Origin of the sequence: Klebsiella sp. HMSC09D12 (assembly GCF_001808475.1) — a bacterium.
In the GTDB taxonomy this organism is placed as follows: Bacteria; Pseudomonadota; Gammaproteobacteria; order Enterobacterales; family Enterobacteriaceae; genus Klebsiella; species Klebsiella oxytoca.
The window spans coordinates 33,387-52,172 of sequence record NZ_KV793492.1; the positions used below are offsets into that span (position 1 = coordinate 33,387).

The following is an 18,786-nucleotide window of genomic DNA, read 5'->3' on the forward strand; positions in this document are numbered from 1 at the left end:
GCCTCTTCAGGAGTACACTAAATAAAAAACACGGTACCACTTAGGAAAGTCCATGGTTGTCATTCAAGAAATCGTCGCCGCTCTGTGGCAGCATGATTTTGCCGCGTTGGCAAACCCCCACGTTGTGGGCGTTGTATATCTGGTCATGTTCGCAACCCTGTTTCTGGAAAACGGTCTGCTGCCCGCCTCGTTTTTACCGGGCGATAGCCTGCTGTTGCTCGCCGGCGCGCTCATCGCCAAAGGCGTGATGGACTTTGTACCGACTGTCGCTATCTTAACCGCTGCAGCCAGCCTCGGCTGCTGGCTGAGCTATATTCAGGGGCGCTGGCTGGGTAATACCGCCACGGTTAAGCGCTGGCTTGGGCATCTGCCGCATAAATACCATCAGCGGGCAACCTGCATGTTTGACAAGCACGGCCTGCTGGCGCTGCTGGCCGGACGCTTCCTGGCGTTTGTTCGCACCCTTCTGCCAACCATGGCGGGCATTTCCGGGCTGCCGAACCGCCGCTTCCAGTTTTTCAACTGGCTGAGCGCGCTGCTGTGGGTTGGGGTAGTTACCGGTCTGGGCTATGCGTTGAGTATGATTCCCTTCGTAAAACGTCATGAAGATCAGGTCATGACCTGCCTGATGATTCTGCCTATCGCGCTGCTGATAGCCGGGCTGCTCGGTACGGTTATCGTGGTGATTAAAAAGAAATACTGCAACGCCTGATAGGGTGCCAGGGCGGCGAGGATTTGCCGCCCTGAGATCGTTATTACATCCCCTGTATTGTCCTGATGCGTGCCGCATCTTCTCCCGGCGTCATGCCGAAATAACGCTTAAATTCGCGGCTGAACTGCGATGCGCTCTCATACCCTACCCGCATCGCCGCCGCGCTGGCTTTCATGCCGTCGTGGATCATCAGCATGCGCGCTTTATGCAGGCGATAAGTCTTCAGATACTGTAGCGGGGAGGTGCTGGTAACTGATTTAAAGTTATGGTGGAACGCCGAGACGCTCATATTGGCCTCAGCCGCCAGCTGATCGACGCTGAGGTTCTCAGTGTACTGGCTTTCAATGCGCTTCAGCACGCGGCTGATCAGGCTGAAGTGGGTTTGACGGCTGACCAGCGCCAGCAGCGCTCCCCCGCACGGCCCGGTCAGCACGTGATAGAGAATTTCGCGGATGATCTGTTTGCCAAGAATGCGCGCGTCAAGCGGGCGTTCCATCACATCCAGCAGCCGCTCCGCCGCGCACAGAATCTCTTCGGACAGCACCGCAGAGTTGATCCCGCTTGACGCCATGGACGGCTGAAACTGCTCATCCTCCCCGATATCCATCAGCAGTTCTTGCAGTTGAAGAATATCGACATTCAGCCTTATTCCCGCCAGCGGTACTTCCGGGGTGGCAAAAGTTTCGCACTCAAACGGCAGCGGAACCGTCAGCAGCAGATACTCATTGGTGTCATAGCGGAAGGTACGCTCATTGATATAGCCAATTTTATGCCCGGAAAAGAGAAAAACGATCCCCGGCTGGTACATGACCGGCGTACGCGTCCCCGGCTGAGTGCCGTACAGCAGACGGATATCCGGCAGCAGACCATTAAGCATTTCTTCTTTATTTTTCAGCTCATTAACCTTATGCGTTAATAGCTGGCATATCTCAGCGCGGTTCATTTATCGTGCTTCTCCGAACGTTTTTATACCTTCGCATTGTGCGCACTTCCGGCGAATTTCTCCAGCTACAAAGAGAAATGGGCAAGACAACGGCAGGAATGTACATTGAGGGGAACGGTCCGCGGGAACACAATGTCCGTCATCTGGCAGAGGTATTGTCTCTGTTGGCGGTTTTATCTATTTGAGGGCACCAGCCATGAATAATTTCGACCTACATACCCCAACCCGCATTCTGTTCGGTAAAGGCGCGATTGAAAATCTGCGCGATCAAATCCCGGCAGATGCACGTGTGCTTGTCACCTACGGCGGCGGTAGCGTGAAGAAAACCGGCGTGCTTGATCAGGTTCTCAGCGCGCTGAACGGCATTGACGTTCGGGAATTTGGCGGCATCGAGCCAAACCCGTCCTACGAAACGCTGATGAACGCGGTGAAAATCGCGCGTGATGAAAAGATCACTTTCCTGTTGGCGGTGGGCGGCGGCTCCGTTCTCGACGGCACTAAATTCATCGCCGCGGCGGCCCACTACGATGCCAGTATCGATCCGTGGGAAATTCTCGAAACTTACGGCAGCAAAGTGGCCAGCGCTATCCCGATGGGCTCCGTGCTGACGCTGCCTGCGACCGGTTCCGAATCTAATAAAGGCGCGGTGATCTCGCGTAAAACCACCGGCGACAAACGCGCGTTTATGTCCACCCACGTCCAGCCGGTGTTCGCTATTCTGGATCCGGTTTACACCTACACCCTGCCGCCGCGCCAGGTGGCTAACGGCGTCGTTGACGCATTCGTCCATACCGTTGAGCAGTACGTCACCTATCCGGTCGACGGTAAAATCCAGGACCGTTTCGCCGAAGGCATTCTCCTGACCCTGGTGGAAGACGGTCCGAAGGCGCTGAAAGAGCCGGAAAACTACGACGTTCGCGCCAATATTATGTGGGCCGCCACCCAGGCGCTGAACGGCCTGATCGGCGCAGGCGTACCGCAGGACTGGGCGACGCACATGCTGGGCCACGAACTGACCGCCATGCACGGGCTCGATCACGCGCAGACGCTGGCCATCGTTCTGCCGGCGCTGTGGAATGAAAAACGCGAGGCTAAACGCGCTAAACTGCTGCAGTACGCCGCTCGCGTCTGGAACATCACCGAAGGTTCTGAAGAAGAGCGTATTGATGCCGCCATCGCCGCAACGCGTGATTTCTTCGAACGCATGGGCGTCCCGACTCGCCTTTCCGCCTACGGTCTGGATGGTAGCTCCATCCCGGCGCTGCTGGCGAAACTGGAAGAGCACGGTATGACCCAACTGGGTGAAAATCAGGATATTACTCTGGACGTCAGCCGCCGTATTTACGAGGCTGCACGCTAATCAACGCCCTCTCCGACGCGTAAACTCGCGCAAAGGAGAGGAGTTTAACTACCGTTTTTAGCTATTTCGTCCAGACTTAATGCTACCCCTCAGCGGATTCTATTCCGCTGAGTTCATTAACAGGAGGAAGGCATGACACATCCAACCGTTATAAAACTACACGACGGCAACCTGATGCCGCAGCTGGGGCTCGGCGTGTGGAAAGCAGGCAACGAGGAAGTCGTCTCCGCCATTCATAAGGCGCTGGAAGTCGGTTATCGCTCATTTGACACCGCCGCCGTATACCAGAATGAAACCGGCGTCGGCAATGCACTGAGCAGCGCAGGCGTCGCCCGCGATGAGCTGTTCGTCACCACGAAGCTGTGGAATGACGATCAAAAGCAGCCCCGTGAAGCGCTGCAGGAAAGCCTTAAAAAACTCAAACTCGACTACGTCGACTTATACCTCATTCACTGGCCGGTGCCGGCTACGAACCATTATGTTGATGCCTGGAAAAGCCTAATTGAGCTACAGCAGCAAGGGCTGGCAAAAAGCATCGGCGTCTGTAATTTCCAGGTCCACCATCTGCAAAAAATCATTGATGAAACCGGCGTCGCCCCGGTGATAAACCAGATTGAACTGCATCCTCTGCTGCAGCAGCGTCAGCTTCATGCCTGGAATGCGACGCATAAAATTCAGACCGAGTCCTGGAGCCCGCTGGCACAGGGCGGTGAAGGAGTTTTCGATCAGAAAATTATTCACCAACTGGCGGACAAATACGGCAAAACGCCGGCGCAAATCGTCATCCGCTGGCACCTCGATAGCGGCCTGGTGGTGATCCCGAAATCCGTAACGCCGTCGCGCATCGCCGAGAATTTTAACGTTTGGGACTTCCGTCTCGATAAAGATGAATTGAGTGAAATCACTAAGCTGGACAAAAACAAACGCCTCGGACCTGACCCGGATCAGTTCGGCGGTTAATCTTTCCTGCTCCGTCGGATCCCGGCGGAGCATCGCTTTGCAGTCCGGCTAAAACCACGTACATTTATGGCTTATTGCAATCAAATGGATGCGTGCTGATGAGCTGTATTTTCTGTCAAATTGTTGAGGGGAAAGCCCCCTGCCACAAGGTGTGGGAAGATGAGCACCACCTCGCCTTTCTCTCCATTTATCCAAATACCGACGGTTTTACGGTCGTGATCCCGAAGAAGCACTATCCCAGCTATGCGTTTGATATGCCGCCGCAGGCGCTGGCCGACCTGGTGCTGGCGACGCAGAAGGTGGCAAAGCTTCTGGATAAATCCTTCGATGACGTGGGACGTACGGGGATGTTTTTTGAAGGCTATGGCGTTGACCATGTCCACAGCAAACTCAGTCCGATGCACGGCACCGGGGATATGTCCCAATGGCGGCCGATCGAGTCGCGTCAGACTAAGTTTTTTGCGCAATATGAAGGCTATCTCTCCTCCCACGATCACGAGCGGGCGGATGATGAAAAGCTGGCAGCGCTGGCGGCCAGAATCAGAGAAGCATAGCCATAGAATTTGCTTTGCCGTTTGGCAAGCGGCTGACCGGGCCCGGGATGATCAGGCCCGGTCAGCGAGGCACCACCGGGCAATACTGCAGGCTTAACGACCGGCAACCTTGCCGCGTTTTACGGGCTTCTTCGCCGTCGCCCCGCCGTTCGAACGCTGGTGCACAATCGGCGTATGCTTCGTCAGCGCCGGTCGGGTATGGCGGTTCTGGCGACGCGCCTCGCGCATTTCTTCCAGCGTCGGCGCCGGTACCAGGCAATCGCGACGGCTGCCGATCAGGTGCTTTTTACCCATCGTTTCCAGCGCCTGACGGATCAGCGGCCAGTTGGCCGGATCGTGATAGCGCAGCAGCGCCTTGTGCAGGCGGCGCTGTTTGTCGCCCTTCGGCACCACCACATCCTCACTCTTATAGCCAATCTTACCCAGCGGGTTCTTGCCGGTGTAATACATGGTGGTCGAGTTCGCCAGCGGCGACGGATAGAAGTTCTGCACCTGATCCAGGCGGAAACGATGCTGCTTCAGCCACAGCGCGAGATTCACCATATCTTCATCTCGCGTCCCCGGGTGGGCGGAAATAAAGTATGGAATCAGATACTGCTCTTTACCCGCCTGCTTCGAATAAGTATCGAACAACTGCTTAAAGCGATCGTAGCTGCCCATACCCGGCTTCATCATCTTCGACAGTGGCCCCTCTTCGGTATGTTCAGGAGCAATCTTCAGATAACCGCCGACGTGGTGGGTGGCCAGCTCTTTGATGTAGCGCGGATCTTCAACGGCAATGTCGTAACGAACGCCGGATGCGATGAGGATCTTTTTGATGCCTTTAAGATCGCGGGCGCGACGGTAAAGGTTAATCGTCGGCTCATGGTTGGTGTCCATATGCGGGCAGATATCCGGATAAACGCATGACAGGCGGCGGCAGGTCTGCTCGGCGCGCGGCGACTTGCAGCGCAGCATATACATGTTGGCCGTCGGGCCGCCAAGATCGGAAATAATACCGGTAAAGCCGGGCACCGTATCGCGAATCGCTTCGATTTCATTGATGATCGAATCTTCGGAACGGCTCTGAATGATCCGACCTTCATGCTCGGTAATCGAGCAGAACGAACAGCCGCCAAAACAGCCGCGCATGATGTTAATGGAGAAGCGAATCATCTCATAGGCCGGAATGCGGGCATCGCCGTAAGAAGGATGCGGAACGCGCTTATAGGGCAGCGCAAACACGCTATCCATCTCTTCGGTTGAGAGCGGAATGGCGGGCGGGTTAATCCAGATATAGCGCTCGCCGTGCTTCTGCATCAGCGCCCGGGCGCAGCCGGGGTTAGTTTCATGGTGCAGAATGCGCGAGGCATGCGCGTAGAGAACTTTATCGCCTTTTACTTTCTCAAAGGAAGGCAGCAGGACGTAGGTCTTCTCCCACGGCTTAGGACGCGGCGGCTGGACGGTAACGCGCTTCGCTTCCTGCTTTGGCGGCGCGACGGTTTTGTTATCCGCGCACGGTAGATCTTCACCGTACGGATGCGGGATCGGGTCGATTTTCCCCGGCGTGTCCAGACGCGTGGAGTCCACCCCGCTCCAGCCTGGCAGCGCTTCCTTCACCATGATGGCGGTGTTGCGTACATCGCGAATTTGCCCGATAGGCTCGCCGGCGGCCAGACGGTGCGCCACTTCCACCAGCGGACGCTCGCCGTTGCCGAACATCAGCATATCGGCCTTAGAGTCCACCAGCACCGAACGGCGCACGGTATCGGACCAGTAGTCATAGTGCGCGGTACGGCGCAGGCTGGCTTCGATGCCCCCGAGGATCACCGGGACATCTTTCCATGCCTCTTTGCAGCGCTGAGTGTAGACCAGCGTAGCGCGATCCGGGCGTTTACCGGCCACGTTACCCGCCGTGTAGGCATCGTCATGGCGCAGCTTACGGTCGGCAGTGTAGCGGTTGATCATCGAGTCCATGTTACCGGCAGTCACGCCGAAGAACAGGTTCGGTTTACCCAGACGCATAAAGTCATCTTTGTTGTTCCAGTCCGGCTGGGAAATAATCCCCACGCGGAATCCCTGGGATTCCAGCATGCGTCCGCAAATCGCCATCCCGAAGCTCGGGTGATCGACATAAGCATCGCCGGTCACCAGGATGATGTCGCAGCTATCCCAGCCAAGTTGATCCATCTCTTCTCGCGACATTGGCAGAAAAGGCGCGGGGCCAAAACAGGCGGCCCAGTACTGCGGCCAGGAGAAAAGGTCACGATCCGGTTGGATCAGGGATATTGCGCTCATATTGCTTCCGGGGAAAATGATAAAAAAATAATCAAAAAGGGCGGCGATTATAAGCCGGAACGATGGGAGAAATGAAGGAGGTTTTTCCAATCCCGGCCAGCAGCAGGCCGGGACAAAATAAATTACGGCGCCGGATTCACCAGAATCTGGCCAATGGAGCCGCGGTCGGCAAGCTCCAGCGTCTGGCTTAAGTACTGGAACGGAAAGTGCGGCCAGGAGGGTTGGTTGTAATAGACCAACAGCTCAACCTGCCCGTCGATCCAGACGGTATCCTTCCAGCCGCGGTCTTCCGGGAACGGCGCAGAACCGTTCACATTACGCACCTGGAACATGACGCCTTCAATATGGAACGACTGCGGACGGTCGGCGCGCACCGTCCAGCGCTCCCAGGTTCCCTGCTGCGCCGTAATATCAATACGCTGCGGATCCCACAGCTGGCCGTTGATTCCCGGATCGTCGCCAAGCGTAATATCGCGGCTGCGGATCGGCGCGCCGGCCAGCATTTCCGTAGGCAGCAAGCGCACAGGCAGGCTATCGGTCACCAGCGGCAGCAGGCCCGTCGGGCGCAAAGTCAGAATCAGCGTTGAAATCAGGATGCTCGACGGTTCGAAGAAACCGCGAATACGATCGACGATACTCGCCGCTTCCCCGCAGGTTATCGACACCTCATCGCCGTTGGTCATGTCGACCAGGATTTCGCGCCGTTCGCCCGGAGCCAACGACAGCTGCTTTAGCGAAACCGGCGCTGGAAGCAGCCCCTGGTCACCGGAGATGACGTGCAGCAACCGACCATCGCTCATCTGCAGCTGGTAGCGCCGGGAGTTAGACGCATTCAGCAGACGCAGGCGCACCCAGCCGCGCGACACTTCAACAAAAGGCCCCTGCACGCCGTTCACCAGCAGCGTATCGCCAACGAAGCCGCCGCTGCCGGGTTCGCTATATTCAGGCGTACCGAAGTTATCCAGGCGCTTGTCCTGAATAATCACCGGGAAATCATCCACACCGTAGTGGTTAGGGATCGGCAAATTCTTGCTAACCTCATCTTCTACCAGCCACATCCCGGCAAGACCGTTATAAACCTGTTTCGCCATATGGTTTGGCGTGTTGGCCTGATACCACAGCGTCGCCGCGCTTTGGCGGATCGGCAGCACCGGAGCCCAGTCGGCGTTGGCGGACATCATACGCGCCGCGCCGCCAATCAGCGGACCGGGAACCTGCAGACCGCGTATCGTCATCGCGACGTTTTCCGTCAGGCGGTTGCTGTAGATCAGCTTCACATCGTCGCCGTTCCAGACGCGGATGGTTGGCCCCATGTAGCGGCCGTTAATCCCCCACACCGATGCGCGGGTGCCCGGCGTAAACGACCAGTGCGCACGCTGTAGCGTCAAAAATAGCGGCTGCCCGCGGCGGGACTCAAGCAAAGGAGGAATCGGCAGCGCGGGCTGCTGACCAGCAGCCTGTGCCTTCAGCGGCGCGGCGCCTGCGCACAGCGCTACGCCTGTAGCCTTAATGAACTGACGCCGACTGAGTGACATATTAACTCCATGAGACACTGACTAATGAATAAGGGAATTCGTTTCCCGCCAGCAATACGCGCGCCGTTTGCGGCGTTTCCTGTGTTATTTCTTGCCGGCCGCTTCGCGTTCGGCAACTTCTTTATCCAGCTCGGCAATTTTCGCGGACATCAGCTCGCGACAGTGCGTCGCCAGCGCGCGAACGCCCTCTTTCCCGTACTGGCTGGTGTCGACCGGCGGCAGCATTTCGACAATCACCAGACCGTTATTCAGGCGATTGAGCTTAATTTTATTCGAAGTATTAGACACGCATACCGGAATAATGGGTACGCCCGCCGCGATAGCCGCATGAAAGGCACCGGTTTTAAAAGGCAGCAAACCGCGACCGCGGCTGCGAGTCCCTTCCGGAAACATCCAAAAAGATATTTTGCGCTTTTTAAATGCGTTCACGACTTCTGCAATGGTGCCGTGCGCTTTTGTCCGGTTATTGCGGTCAATCAGTAGATTCCCCGTCAACCAATAGAGCTGGCCGAAAAAAGGGATCCACGCCAGGCTTTTTTTACCTACCGTAACGGTCGGCGGCTGTACGATATTCGATGCCGTCACCATATCATAGTTATTCTGGTGGTTAGCGATATAGATAGCGTTGCCGTAGCTTTCGGCATCGGCAGGCTTGCGGAGTTCAACCTTCAGACCGAAGACCGGCGACAGCTTGCCAAAAAGGTGACCGAAGGTGGCGACGTGCTTAGGATTACGCGGACTGAACAGACAATAGATACAGCCGAAGATGCACACCAGAATACAGTAAATGACAACGATAATTAGTCGAAAAATAAATAGCATAGCTACCTCTAAAACCCAAACCGCTTAGAATTATACTCGCTGTTTAGCAAATGATTGACGCCATAGCGCAATTCAGGCCGGGCACAGGTTCCCTGGGAGCACATTGTTAATCGCAATGCCTGAATAAACAACGTTTTTGCGGTAAATATTCACCTCCCCCGCCTCACCGCGAGGGAGGTGCATCTTACTCTTCGCTACCGCCCGCAGAGGCGCGACGCGGAGAATCAATCTCTATCCGATCGATTTTCTGCAATCCGCGCATCAGAGAGCCGCGGCGGCCGCGCTCGCCGGTCACTTTTTGCAGCTCTTCCGGACGGAGTTTAATTTTCCGCTTACCGACATGAATCGTCAGCGTACTTTGCGGCGGCAGGACAAACAGATGCGCCAGGCCATCCTGGCCCGCAGCCGCTTCCGCCGACGGAATATTAATAATCTTGTTGCCCTTACCTTTCGACAGCTGCGGCAAGTCACTGACCGGGAACATCAGCATGCGGCCGGCAGCGGTAATGGCCAGCAGCATGTCAGATTCGTCCTCTATTACCAGCGGCGGCATCACGTGCGCGTTATCCGGAAGGCTAATCAGCGTCTTACCGGCGCGGTTGCGCGCCACCAGATCGTTGAAAGTACAGATAAATCCGTAGCCTGCGTCGGAAGCCAGCAGCAGTTTTTGATCATCGGCTTCCATCAGCATATGTTCAACCGTCGCCCCCGGAGGCAGCGTCAGCTTACCGGTGAGCGGCTCGCCCTGACCGCGCGCGGACGGCAGGGTAATCGGGTCAATCGCGTAGCTGCGCCCGGTAGTGTCAATAAAGACCACCGGCTGATTGCTCTTCCCTTTCACGGCCGATTTAAAACTGTCGCCCGCTTTATAGTTCAGCCCCGGCGCGTCAATATCGTGACCTTTGGCGCTGCGTACCCAGCCGCTCTGCGACAGAACGATAGTCACCGGCTCAGACGGCAGCATATCGTGCTCGCTCATCGCCTTGGCTTCTTCGCGCTCGCGCAGCGGCGAACGGCGATCGTCGCCAAAGGCGTCGGCGTCGGCCTGCAGTTCTTTCTTCAGCAGGTTATTCATCTTGCGTTCAGAGGCCAGGATGGCCTGCAGGTTGTCGCGCTCTTTTTCCAGCTCGTTCTGCTCGCCGCGAATCTTCATCTCTTCCAGTTTGGCGAGATGGCGCAGTTTTAACTCCAGAATCGCTTCCGCCTGGGTCTCGCTGAGGCCGAAGCGTGACATCAGCGCCGGTTTCGGCTCATCTTCGTGACGAATGATCTCGATAACTTCATCGATATTCAGGAACGCCACCAGCAAACCTTCAAGAATATGCAGGCGCTTGAGGACCTTTTCCAGACGGTAGCTGAGACGACGGCGCACGGTATCGCGACGGAAGGTCAGCCATTCCGAGAGGATTTCCAGCAGGTTTTTAACCGCTGGACGGTTATCGAGCCCGATCATATTCAGGTTGATACGATAGCTCTTTTCCAGATCGGTCGTCGCGAACAGGTGGTTCATCACCTGCTCCATATCGACGCGGTTAGAGCGCGGGACGATCACCAGGCGAGTCGGGTTTTCGTGATCCGACTCGTCGCGCAGATCATCCACCATCGGCAGCTTTTTGTTGCGCATCTGGGCGGCGATCTGCTCGAGCACGCGGGCGCCGGAAACCTGATGCGGCAGCGCGCTAATCACCACCGCGCCGTCTTCTTTGGCCCATACCGCGCGCATCCGCACCGAACCGCGGCCATTCTGGTAGATTTTGCGGATTTCGGCACGGGGGGTAATGATTTCCGCTTCGGTAGGATAATCCGGCCCCTGCACGATATCCAGCAGGTCATCCAGCGAAGTTTGCGGCTTTTCAATCAGGGTAATGGCCGCCCGGGCCACTTCACGCAGGTTGTGCGGCGGAATGTCCGTCGCCATCCCAACGGCAATGCCGGTAGTACCGTTTAGCAGAATATTGGGCAGGCGCGCAGGCAGCATCTTCGGCTCCTGCAAAGTGCCGTCGAAGTTTGGTACCCAGTCAACGGTGCCTTGCCCCAGTTCGCTCAGCAGCAGTTCAGCATACTTCGACAAACGGGATTCGGTATAACGCATTGCGGCGAAGGATTTAGGATCGTCCGGCGCCCCCCAGTTTCCCTGACCGTCAACCAGCGGATAGCGGTAGGAGAAGGGCTGAGCCATCAGCACCATGGCTTCATAGCACGCGCTGTCGCCGTGGGGATGGTATTTACCCAGCACGTCACCGACGGTGCGGGCGGACTTTTTGAACTTCGCGCTGGCGTTCAGACCCAGTTCAGACATCGCATAGACGATGCGACGCTGGACCGGCTTCAGGCCATCGCCAATAAACGGCAGCGCCCTGTCCATGATGACGTACATGGAGTAGTTAAGGTAGGCGTTTTCCGTAAATTCATGCAGCGCAAGGCGCTCTGCCATATCGCTCATTAATCGTGAATCCTCAATCTGCGTACCGGCCGTTCGGACGGCAAAACTACCGGCGATAATACCCTATCTGACGCCCTGAGTCACAGGGCGTTAGGCCGGTTGAGGAATTCCGTGAGCATCCTTCAGTTATGGCTGAAGGCGATTCGCAAATTAGGGGGTGATTTTACGAATCTGCTTTACATCGATCTCCACTGAGTTCCAGTCTTTATCGACTTCGCCCTGGATCTCTACCGTATCCTGCGGTGTAACGGTCACGCCGTTCCAGCGCTTGTGATCGATATCGACGTTGACGGTGCCGGAGCTGTCCTGGAATTTATACAGATCATCGGAAATACGCTCCACGATTTTACCGCGCAGGGTCACCCAGGTATCGTCACGCAGGCTTTTCGCATTCGCAACCGTCGTTACGCTCCCGTTCGGGCCAATAAACCCGCCATTTTGCGAGGTTGTCTGGCTGGTTTGCGTGGAGCCAGGGCCGGAAAATCCGCCCTGTTCAGCAGCCAGTACCGGCATGGAAACTAAAGCGATGATGGCGGTCATTGCGGCGATTTTCTTCATGATGTGTTCTCCCTTTGTGTTTATATCGTCACTATTACACCGGGCAAAACTTAACAACTTCTTAAGCGGAAAAAATAAATTTTATTCCTGTACAGGGCGCGCCGCAACGCGCTTTACTGCTGGAATAGCCGAGGGATACAGGAGCAGGAGAATGCGTATTTTATTGGTGGAAGACGATAAACTGATCGGTGACGGCCTCAAGGCAGGGCTGACAAAAATGGGATTCAGCGTCGACTGGTTTACCCGCGGTGAGGAAGGAAAAGCCGCATTGTACAACGCCCCCTATGACGCCATTATTCTGGACCTGACCCTTCCCGGCATTGATGGGCTGGATATCCTGCGCGAATGGCGCGACAAAGGCCGCCATGAACCGGTACTGATCCTTACCGCCCGCGACGCGCTCAGCCAGCGGGTTGAAGGGCTTCGGCTCGGCGCCGATGACTATCTATGCAAACCCTTTGCGCTGATTGAAGTCGCCGCCCGTCTGGAAGCGCTGATGCGCCGCGCCCACGGCCAGAGCAGCAGCGAGCTGCGGCACGGCAGCGTGGTTCTCGACCCGGGCCGGCTCACGGCCACCCTGAACGGCGAAAGCCTGGCGCTCAAGCCAAAGGAGTTTGCTCTGCTGGAGCTGATGATGCGTAACGCCGGACGCGTGCTGCCGCGTAAGCTGATCGAAGAAAAACTCTACAGCTGGGATGACGACGTTTCCAGCAATGCGATAGAGGTGCACGTCCACCATCTACGCCGTAAACTCGGCAGCGGTTTCATTCGCACCGTTCACGGTATCGGCTACACCCTGGGGGACGCATGAAACGACTGGGCAAACTGAGCCTGCGCGTTCGCCTGACGCTCCTTTTCCTGCTGCTGACCAGCGCCGCATGGGGCATCGCCAGCTTTGTGGCCTGGCAACAAACGACCGATAAGCTGGATAAGCTCTTCGATACCCAGCAGCTGCTATTCGCCCGCCGCCTTAGCGCAATGAATTTTGACGAGCTTCACACTCTCTCTTCGCAGGTGCGAGAGAAGAAGAAGGTCAAGCACGGTCATCTCGACGACGACGCGCTGGCTTTCGCTATCTTTACCACCGATGGCAAGATGGTGCTTAACGATGGCGAGAATGGCCAGGATATCCCGTGGGGCCGCAATCGGGAGGGATTCAGCGACGGCTATCTGCGCGGCGATGACGACGAGTGGCGTTTTCTGTGGCTCACCACCCGCGACGGCCGCCATCGTATCGTTGTCGGCCAGGAGTGGGATTACCGTCGCGAGATGGCGCTGGATATCGTCACCAGCCAGCTCACGCCCTGGCTGATTGCGCTGCCGCTTATGTTTTTGCTACTCATCGTGCTGTTAAGCCGGGAACTGGCGCCGCTGAAAAAGCTGGCCAACACGCTGCGCGCCCGGGCGCCGGATTCCGCCGAAACGCTGAATAATAAAAACGTGCCCAATGAAGTTCGCCCGCTGGTCGACGCGCTAAATCAGCTGTTTATCCGCACGCATGATGCCATGATCCGCGAGCGTCGCTTCACATCCGATGCGGCCCACGAACTGCGCAGTCCACTGGCGGCGCTGAAGGTGCAAACTGAAGTAGCCCAGCTTTCGAAGGACGATCCGCAGGGGCTGGATAAAGCGCTGGCGCAGCTTCACCAGGGTATCGATCGCGCAACCCGCCTGGTCGATCAGCTTCTGACTTTGTCGCGCCTGGATTCGCTGGCGCAGCTGGACGATATCCAGCGCGTCGCCCTGGACGACCTGCTGCAGTCGGCGGTGATGGAGATGTACCACCCCGCTCAGCAGGCCGGCGTTGAGCTGCGTCTGCATCTGAATGCGGATAACGTCGCACGCACCGGCCAGCCGCTGCTGTTAAGCCTGCTGGTGCGCAATCTTTTAGATAACGCCGTACGCTATAGCGCCGCCGGAAGCCAGGTCGATATCACGCTTGAAGCTGGTGAATTTCGCGTGCGCGATAACGGCCCGGGCATTAGCGCCGAAGCCCTGGCGCGTATCGGCGAGCGCTTTTATCGCCCGCCGGGACAGGAACAACCCGGCAGCGGTCTTGGGCTATCCATCGTCAAACGTATCGCCGCGCTGCACGGAATGACAGCCAGTTTCGGCAACGCCCGGGACGGCGGATTCGAAGCGCGCATTCGCTGGTAGCGCTATTATTGCTAAAAAAGCAAAAGACTTTGCACATTTTGCTCATTTTACCGCTCTGCCCGACGGGGTAACATGACTCACAAAATTGAAAGGTTGAGGATAAAAAATGAGCAACATTCTGATTATCAACGGTGCGAAAAAATTCGCCCACTCTAACGGCCAACTGAACGACACCCTGACCGAGGTCGCGGATGGTTATCTGCGCGACGCCGGGCATGATGTCAAGGTCGTCCGCGCCGAGAGCGAATACGATGTAAAAGAAGAGGTGCAGAATTTTCTCTGGGCTGACGTGGTTATCTGGCAGATGCCGGGCTGGTGGATGGGCGCGCCCTGGACGGTGAAAAAGTACATCGACGACGTCTTTACCGAAGGTCACGGAGCGCTGTACGCCAGCGATGGCCGCACCCGCTCCGATGCCAGTAAGAAATATGGTTCCGGCGGCCTGATTCAGGGCAAAAAATATATGCTGTCCCTGACCTGGAATGCGCCGATGGAAGCCTTCACCGAGAAAGATCAGTTTTTCCACGGCGTCGGCGTCGACGGCGTTTACCTGCCGTTCCATAAGGCTAACCAGTTCCTTGGGATGAGCGCCCTGCCGACCTTCATCGCCAACGATGTGATCAAAATGCCCGATGTTCCGCGTTATACGGCAGAATATCGCAAGCATCTGGCGGAAATTTTTGGTTAACTGTACTGAGTTATGAAAAGACGACAAGCGCGGCTACTCTGGCGGCGGCTTGAAGTATGATGAGAATACACAGAAGGAGTTGAGTTAACCATGTTGACAGTGATTGCTGAAATTCGCACTCGTCCGGGGCAACACCATCGTCAGGCGGTGCTGGATCAGTTCGCAAAAATTACCCCGACCGTTCTCCAGGAAGAGGGCTGTCACGGCTATGCGCCGCTGGTGGATCACGCCGCTGGCGTCAGTTTTCAGACCACCTCGCCGGACTCCATTGTCATGGTCGAGCAGTGGGAAAGCGTCGCCCATCTTGAAGCGCACCTGCAGACTCCGCACATGAAAGCCTACGGTGAAGCCGTTAAAGGCGACGTGCTGGAGATGAATATCCGTATTCTGGAATCCGGTATTTAAGCGCACAAAATAAATCGGCCAGTTCCCTGGCCGATTTTTTTATTACCCGTCCAGCTCAGCCAAATCGCCCTTCTCTTGTAGCCAGTTACGCCGATCTTCAGAACGCTTCTTCGCTAACAGCATGTCCATCATGGCAGTCGTCTGCTGTTCGTCCTCATCGTTGATAATCAGCTGCACCAGACGGCGGGTATTCGGATCCAGCGTCGTCTCACGCAGCTGCATCGGGTTCATCTCGCCCAGCCCTTTAAAGCGCTGTACGTTTGGCTTACCCTTCTTCCGCTTAAGCTGTTCCAGCACGCCGGTTTTCTCTTCTTCCGTCAGCGCGTAATACACCTCTTTACCGAGGTCGATACGGTATAGCGGCGGCAGCGCCACGTAAACATGGCCGTGTTTAACCAGATTACGGAAGTGTCTGACGAACAGCGCGCACAGCAGGGTTGCGATATGCAGACCGTCGGAGTCGGCATCCGCCAGAATACAAATCTTGCCGTAGCGCAGCTGGCTCAGGTCGTCGCTATCCGGGTCGATACCGATGGCGACAGAAATGTCATGCACTTCCTGTGAAGCCAGTACTTCATCGGAAGAGACTTCCCAGGTGTTAAGGATTTTACCTTTCAGCGGCATGATCGCCTGATATTCGCGATCGCGCGCCTGCTTGGCAGAACCGCCCGCCGAATCCCCTTCCACAAGGAACAGTTCGGTTCGGTTCAAATCCTGGGCGGTGCAGTCCGCCAGCTTGCCGGGCAGCGCCGGACCGCTGGTTAGCTTTTTGCGCACCACTTTTTTCGCCGCGCGCAGGCGACGCTGGGCGCTGGAGATCGCCATTTCCGCCAGCAGCTCTGCCGACTGGACGTTCTGGTTTAGCCACAGGCTGAAGGCATCTTTGACGACTCCGGAAACAAACGCGGCGCACTGGCGTGAAGAGAGGCGCTCTTTGGTTTGCCCGGCAAACTGCGGATCCTGCATCTTCACGGAGAGTACGTAGGCGCAGCGCTCCCAGATATCTTCCGCCGACAGCTTCACGCCGCGCGGCAGGATGTTCCGGTATTCGCAGAACTCGCGCATGGCGTCCAGTAAGCCCTGGCGCAGGCCGTTAACGTGGGTTCCGCCCTGCATGGTAGGAATCAGGTTGACGTAGCTTTCGGTCAACAGCTCGCCGCCTTCCGGCAGCCACAGCAGCGCCCAGTCGACCGCTTCGGTATCGCCAGAGAAGGTGCCGACGAACGGTTTTTCCGGCAGCAGAGGCAGGCCGTTAACCGCTTCGCTAAGATAGTCGGTCAGGCCATCGGCGTAGCACCAGCGCTGCTCGCTGTCGTTGACCAAATCGCGGAAAACAATCTCTACGCCCGGGCAAAGAACGGCCTTGGCTTTTAACAAATGCGAAAGGCGCGAGACGGAAAAACGTGGGCTATCAAAAAAGCTTTCATCCGGCCAGAAATGGACGCTGGTCCCGGTATTGCGCTTACCGCAGGTGCCGGTCACGTGGAGATCTTCCACTTTGTCGCCGTTTTCAAAGGCGATGCTATAGACCTGACCGTCGCGGCGCACGTTCACTTCAACGCGTTTCGATAAGGCGTTGACCACTGAAATCCCGACGCCGTGCAGGCCGCCGGAGAACTGGTAGTTCTTATTGGAGAACTTCCCTCCCGCGTGCAGGCGGCAAAGAATCAGTTCAACTGCCGGCACCCCCTCTTCAGGGTGGATATCTACCGGCATTCCGCGTCCATCGTCGATAACTTCCAGCGACTGATCGGCATGGAGAATGACCTCCACGCGTTTCGCGTGACCGGCCAGAGCCTCATCCACGCTGTTATCAATAACTTCCTGACCAAGATGGTTTGGTCGTGTGGTATCCGTGTACATTCCCGGACGGCGGCGAACCGGCTCTAGCCCGGTGAGTACCTCAATGGCATCAGCGTTATATGAAGATTGCGTCATGGTGTGTATTCGTAGGTCGTTCCGAACCGCTTAGCGCAGGCCCAGAAAATCGATAATCTGAGTGAAATGATCTTCAAAGCCAACAAATGCGTGATTACCGCCCTCCTCTACCGTTTGTCGGCAGGAGGCGAAATAATCAACGGCCTGGCGGTAATCAAGCACTTCATCGCCCGTTTGCTGTAATAACCAGATTAAATCCGGCGCTTCCAGCGGGTCAATTTGCATGACTTTGAGATCGTAAATATGGCGTGACTCTAGCACATATTGCTGCCCCGTGTATGGATTCTCATTGGGGCCCAGGAAATTGTTCAGCAGCTCGAACGGGCGCACCGCAGGGTTCACTACCACCGCGGGCAGCATAAAACACTGCGATAGCCAGGTCGCATAATATCCCCCCAGCGAGGAGCCGACAACGCCCAGCGGTTCGCCGCCGTGTTCCAGCACGAGGGCCTCCAGATATTCCGCCGCTTGCGCAGGATAAACCGGGAGCTCAGGTATCACCATAGAGATGTGGGGATAAGTCCGCGCCAGCCACTCTTTCAGCGCAGTCGCTTTTGCCGACCGCGGTGAGCTGTTAAAACCATGCAGGTAGAGAAGCGTAGACATCAGTATCCTTCTGAAGCGATATCCGGGTGAAATTTCACGCCTTCAAGGCGGCAAACTTCAGTGGTCAAGGTGCCGTCAGGATGCAGTTCCAGCCAGCGCCAGCCTGGGGAGACGGTATCGAGCGTGAAGTTAGCGCAGTGCGGCTTAAACTGCACGCAGGTGGATGGCGTGGCCATCATTCGCCGCCCGTTCCAGTCAAGGTCCAGCTCCTGGTGAATATGACCGCACAGCAGATGCTTAACGCGAGGAAAAGCAGCCAGCGCGCAATCAAGCGCCCCGGCATTGCGCAGGCTATGCTGATCCAGCCAGCTACAGCCTGACGGCAGAGGATGATGGTGTAACAGCAGCAGCGTGTAACGCTCAGGAACCTCCGTCAGCTTCTGCTCAAGCCACTCCAGCTGGAAATCGCTCAGCTCGCCGTGCGGCACACCGAACACCTGGCTGTCCATCAGCAATATCTGCCAGTGGTCGCCCAGCAATACGCGTTTAGCGGGGGAGATGCCTGATTCCTGCAGCGTGCTGTACATCGCCGGTTGAAAATCATGATTGCCCGGTAGCCAGACGCAGGGTGCAGCAAAACTCGCGATGCCTTCAGCAAAATGCTGATAGGCCGCGGCGGAGTGATCTTGCGCCAGATCGCCTGTGGCAACAATCAGGTCGCATTCTCGCTGAGAGGCGTGGATAGCATCCAGTACAGCCTGATAGCTTTCCCAGGTATTGATACCTAACAGCGTTTCGTGTTTTTCAGCAAACAGGTGAGTATCAGTAATTTGTAATATCCTGACTCTGGCCTCACCAGCCAAAGGTAGGTTTAACAGGCTTTCCAAA

At 56.6% G+C, this 18,786-nt stretch carries 16 protein-coding genes and 1 pseudogene; 8 read left to right on the plus strand and 9 right to left on the minus strand.

Going from position 1 to position 18,786, the window contains the following annotated elements; all coding sequences use genetic code 11:
* Positions 1-52: 52 nt before the first annotated feature.
* Entirely contained in the window at positions 53-712 is a 660-nt protein-coding gene (gene yghB / locus HMPREF3178_RS18590) for a DedA family general envelope maintenance protein YghB (RefSeq protein ID WP_004105816.1), read from the plus strand.
* A gap of 43 nt (positions 713-755) precedes the next feature.
* Here the strand turns inward: yghB and HMPREF3178_RS18595 are convergent, their stop codons facing one another.
* Entirely contained in the window at positions 756-1,655 is a 900-nt protein-coding gene (locus HMPREF3178_RS18595) for an AraC family transcriptional regulator (RefSeq protein ID WP_017145415.1), read from the minus strand.
* Positions 1,656-1,851: 196 nt separating this feature from the next.
* On the opposite strand from HMPREF3178_RS18595, the gene yqhD reads away from it, so the two are divergent.
* From yqhD to HMPREF3178_RS18610, 3 genes are all read left to right on the plus strand, one after another.
* A complete protein-coding gene (yqhD, locus tag HMPREF3178_RS18600) occupies positions 1,852-3,015 on the plus strand; it encodes an alcohol dehydrogenase (RefSeq protein WP_017145414.1) in 1,164 nt (387 codons plus the stop codon).
* 132 nt (positions 3,016-3,147) lie between these two features.
* Positions 3,148-3,975: a 2,5-didehydrogluconate reductase DkgA gene (gene dkgA, locus HMPREF3178_RS18605; RefSeq protein WP_004105823.1), complete on the plus strand. Its 828-nt coding sequence runs from the start codon at positions 3,148-3,150 to the stop codon at positions 3,973-3,975.
* Between the two features lie 98 nt (positions 3,976-4,073).
* Complete coding sequence (locus tag HMPREF3178_RS18610) at positions 4,074-4,529, plus strand: HIT family protein (protein ID WP_004105825.1); 456 nt, start codon at positions 4,074-4,076, stop codon at positions 4,527-4,529.
* 126 nt (positions 4,530-4,655) lie between these two features.
* On the opposite strand, the pseudogene HMPREF3178_RS18615 reads toward HMPREF3178_RS18610, so the two are convergent.
* From HMPREF3178_RS18615 to HMPREF3178_RS18635, 5 genes and pseudogenes are all read right to left on the minus strand, one after another.
* Positions 4,656-6,897, minus strand: a pseudogene (locus HMPREF3178_RS18615) (YgiQ family radical SAM protein); the annotation flags it as partial.
* A gap of 31 nt (positions 6,898-6,928) precedes the next feature.
* Positions 6,929-8,341, minus strand: a complete 1,413-nt coding sequence (ftsP, locus tag HMPREF3178_RS18620; RefSeq protein ID WP_004105829.1) for a cell division protein FtsP — start codon at positions 8,339-8,341, stop codon at positions 6,929-6,931.
* Between the two features lie 84 nt (positions 8,342-8,425).
* Positions 8,426-9,163 (minus strand): 1-acylglycerol-3-phosphate O-acyltransferase, encoded by a 738-nt coding sequence (gene plsC, locus HMPREF3178_RS18625; protein WP_004115619.1) that lies wholly within the window; start codon positions 9,161-9,163, stop codon positions 8,426-8,428.
* A 184-nt stretch (positions 9,164-9,347) separates the two neighbouring features.
* Positions 9,348-11,606, minus strand: coding sequence for a DNA topoisomerase IV subunit A (gene parC / locus HMPREF3178_RS18630; RefSeq protein ID WP_004105833.1), 2,259 nt, complete (start codon positions 11,604-11,606; stop codon positions 9,348-9,350).
* 150 nt (positions 11,607-11,756) lie between these two features.
* Positions 11,757-12,164, minus strand: coding sequence for a YgiW/YdeI family stress tolerance OB fold protein (locus HMPREF3178_RS18635; protein ID WP_004105835.1), 408 nt, complete (start codon positions 12,162-12,164; stop codon positions 11,757-11,759).
* A 151-nt stretch (positions 12,165-12,315) separates the two neighbouring features.
* On the opposite strand from HMPREF3178_RS18635, the gene qseB reads away from it, so the two are divergent.
* From qseB to HMPREF3178_RS18655, 4 genes are all read left to right on the plus strand, one after another.
* Positions 12,316-12,975: a quorum sensing response regulator transcription factor QseB gene (gene qseB / locus HMPREF3178_RS18640; protein ID WP_004105839.1), complete on the plus strand. Its 660-nt coding sequence runs from the start codon at positions 12,316-12,318 to the stop codon at positions 12,973-12,975.
* Positions 12,972-14,321, plus strand: a complete 1,350-nt coding sequence (gene qseC / locus HMPREF3178_RS18645) for a quorum sensing histidine kinase QseC (protein WP_017145413.1) — start codon at positions 12,972-12,974, stop codon at positions 14,319-14,321. Before qseB ends, qseC begins: the two co-directional genes overlap by 4 nt.
* Before the next feature lie 106 nt (positions 14,322-14,427).
* Positions 14,428-15,009 carry an NAD(P)H-dependent oxidoreductase gene (locus HMPREF3178_RS18650; RefSeq protein ID WP_004105846.1) on the plus strand — a complete coding sequence of 194 codons (582 nt, stop codon included), beginning with the start codon at positions 14,428-14,430 and terminating at the stop codon, positions 15,007-15,009.
* A 90-nt stretch (positions 15,010-15,099) separates the two neighbouring features.
* Positions 15,100-15,414, plus strand: a complete 315-nt coding sequence (locus HMPREF3178_RS18655; protein WP_004105848.1) for a putative quinol monooxygenase — start codon at positions 15,100-15,102, stop codon at positions 15,412-15,414.
* Positions 15,415-15,456: 42 nt separating this feature from the next.
* On the opposite strand, the gene parE is transcribed toward HMPREF3178_RS18655, so the two are convergent.
* Genes parE through cpdA form a run of 3 tightly spaced genes read right to left on the minus strand, consistent with a single transcriptional unit; the run spans position 15,457 to position 18,785 of the window.
* Complete coding sequence (parE, locus tag HMPREF3178_RS18660; protein WP_004105850.1) at positions 15,457-17,352, minus strand: DNA topoisomerase IV subunit B; 1,896 nt, start codon at positions 17,350-17,352, stop codon at positions 15,457-15,459.
* Between the two features lie 30 nt (positions 17,353-17,382).
* Entirely contained in the window at positions 17,383-17,958 is a 576-nt protein-coding gene (gene yqiA / locus HMPREF3178_RS18665) for an esterase YqiA (RefSeq protein WP_004115623.1), read from the minus strand.
* Positions 17,958-18,785, minus strand: a complete 828-nt coding sequence (cpdA, locus tag HMPREF3178_RS18670; RefSeq protein WP_004105854.1) for a 3',5'-cyclic-AMP phosphodiesterase — start codon at positions 18,783-18,785, stop codon at positions 17,958-17,960. Before cpdA ends, yqiA begins: the two co-directional genes overlap by 1 nt.
* Position 18,786 lies beyond the last annotated feature (1 nt).

Coding starts and splice junctions, on each gene's coding strand:
- yghB (WP_004105816.1), top strand. CDS start 53: ATGGTTGTCATTCAAGAAATCGTCGCCGCTCTGTGGCAGCATGATTTT.
- HMPREF3178_RS18595 (WP_017145415.1), bottom strand. CDS start 1,655: ATGAACCGCGCTGAGATATGCCAGCTATTAACGCATAAGGTTAATGAG.
- yqhD (WP_017145414.1), top strand. CDS start 1,852: ATGAATAATTTCGACCTACATACCCCAACCCGCATTCTGTTCGGTAAA.
- dkgA (WP_004105823.1), top strand. CDS start 3,148: ATGACACATCCAACCGTTATAAAACTACACGACGGCAACCTGATGCCG.
- HMPREF3178_RS18610 (WP_004105825.1), top strand. CDS start 4,074: ATGAGCTGTATTTTCTGTCAAATTGTTGAGGGGAAAGCCCCCTGCCAC.
- ftsP (WP_004105829.1), bottom strand. CDS start 8,341: ATGTCACTCAGTCGGCGTCAGTTCATTAAGGCTACAGGCGTAGCGCTG.
- plsC (WP_004115619.1), bottom strand. CDS start 9,163: ATGCTATTTATTTTTCGACTAATTATCGTTGTCATTTACTGTATTCTG.
- parC (WP_004105833.1), bottom strand. CDS start 11,606: ATGAGCGATATGGCAGAGCGCCTTGCGCTGCATGAATTTACGGAAAAC.
- HMPREF3178_RS18635 (WP_004105835.1), bottom strand. CDS start 12,164: ATGAAGAAAATCGCCGCAATGACCGCCATCATCGCTTTAGTTTCCATG.
- qseB (WP_004105839.1), top strand. CDS start 12,316: ATGCGTATTTTATTGGTGGAAGACGATAAACTGATCGGTGACGGCCTC.
- qseC (WP_017145413.1), top strand. CDS start 12,972: ATGAAACGACTGGGCAAACTGAGCCTGCGCGTTCGCCTGACGCTCCTT.
- HMPREF3178_RS18650 (WP_004105846.1), top strand. CDS start 14,428: ATGAGCAACATTCTGATTATCAACGGTGCGAAAAAATTCGCCCACTCT.
- HMPREF3178_RS18655 (WP_004105848.1), top strand. CDS start 15,100: ATGTTGACAGTGATTGCTGAAATTCGCACTCGTCCGGGGCAACACCAT.
- parE (WP_004105850.1), bottom strand. CDS start 17,352: ATGACGCAATCTTCATATAACGCTGATGCCATTGAGGTACTCACCGGG.
- yqiA (WP_004115623.1), bottom strand. CDS start 17,958: ATGTCTACGCTTCTCTACCTGCATGGTTTTAACAGCTCACCGCGGTCG.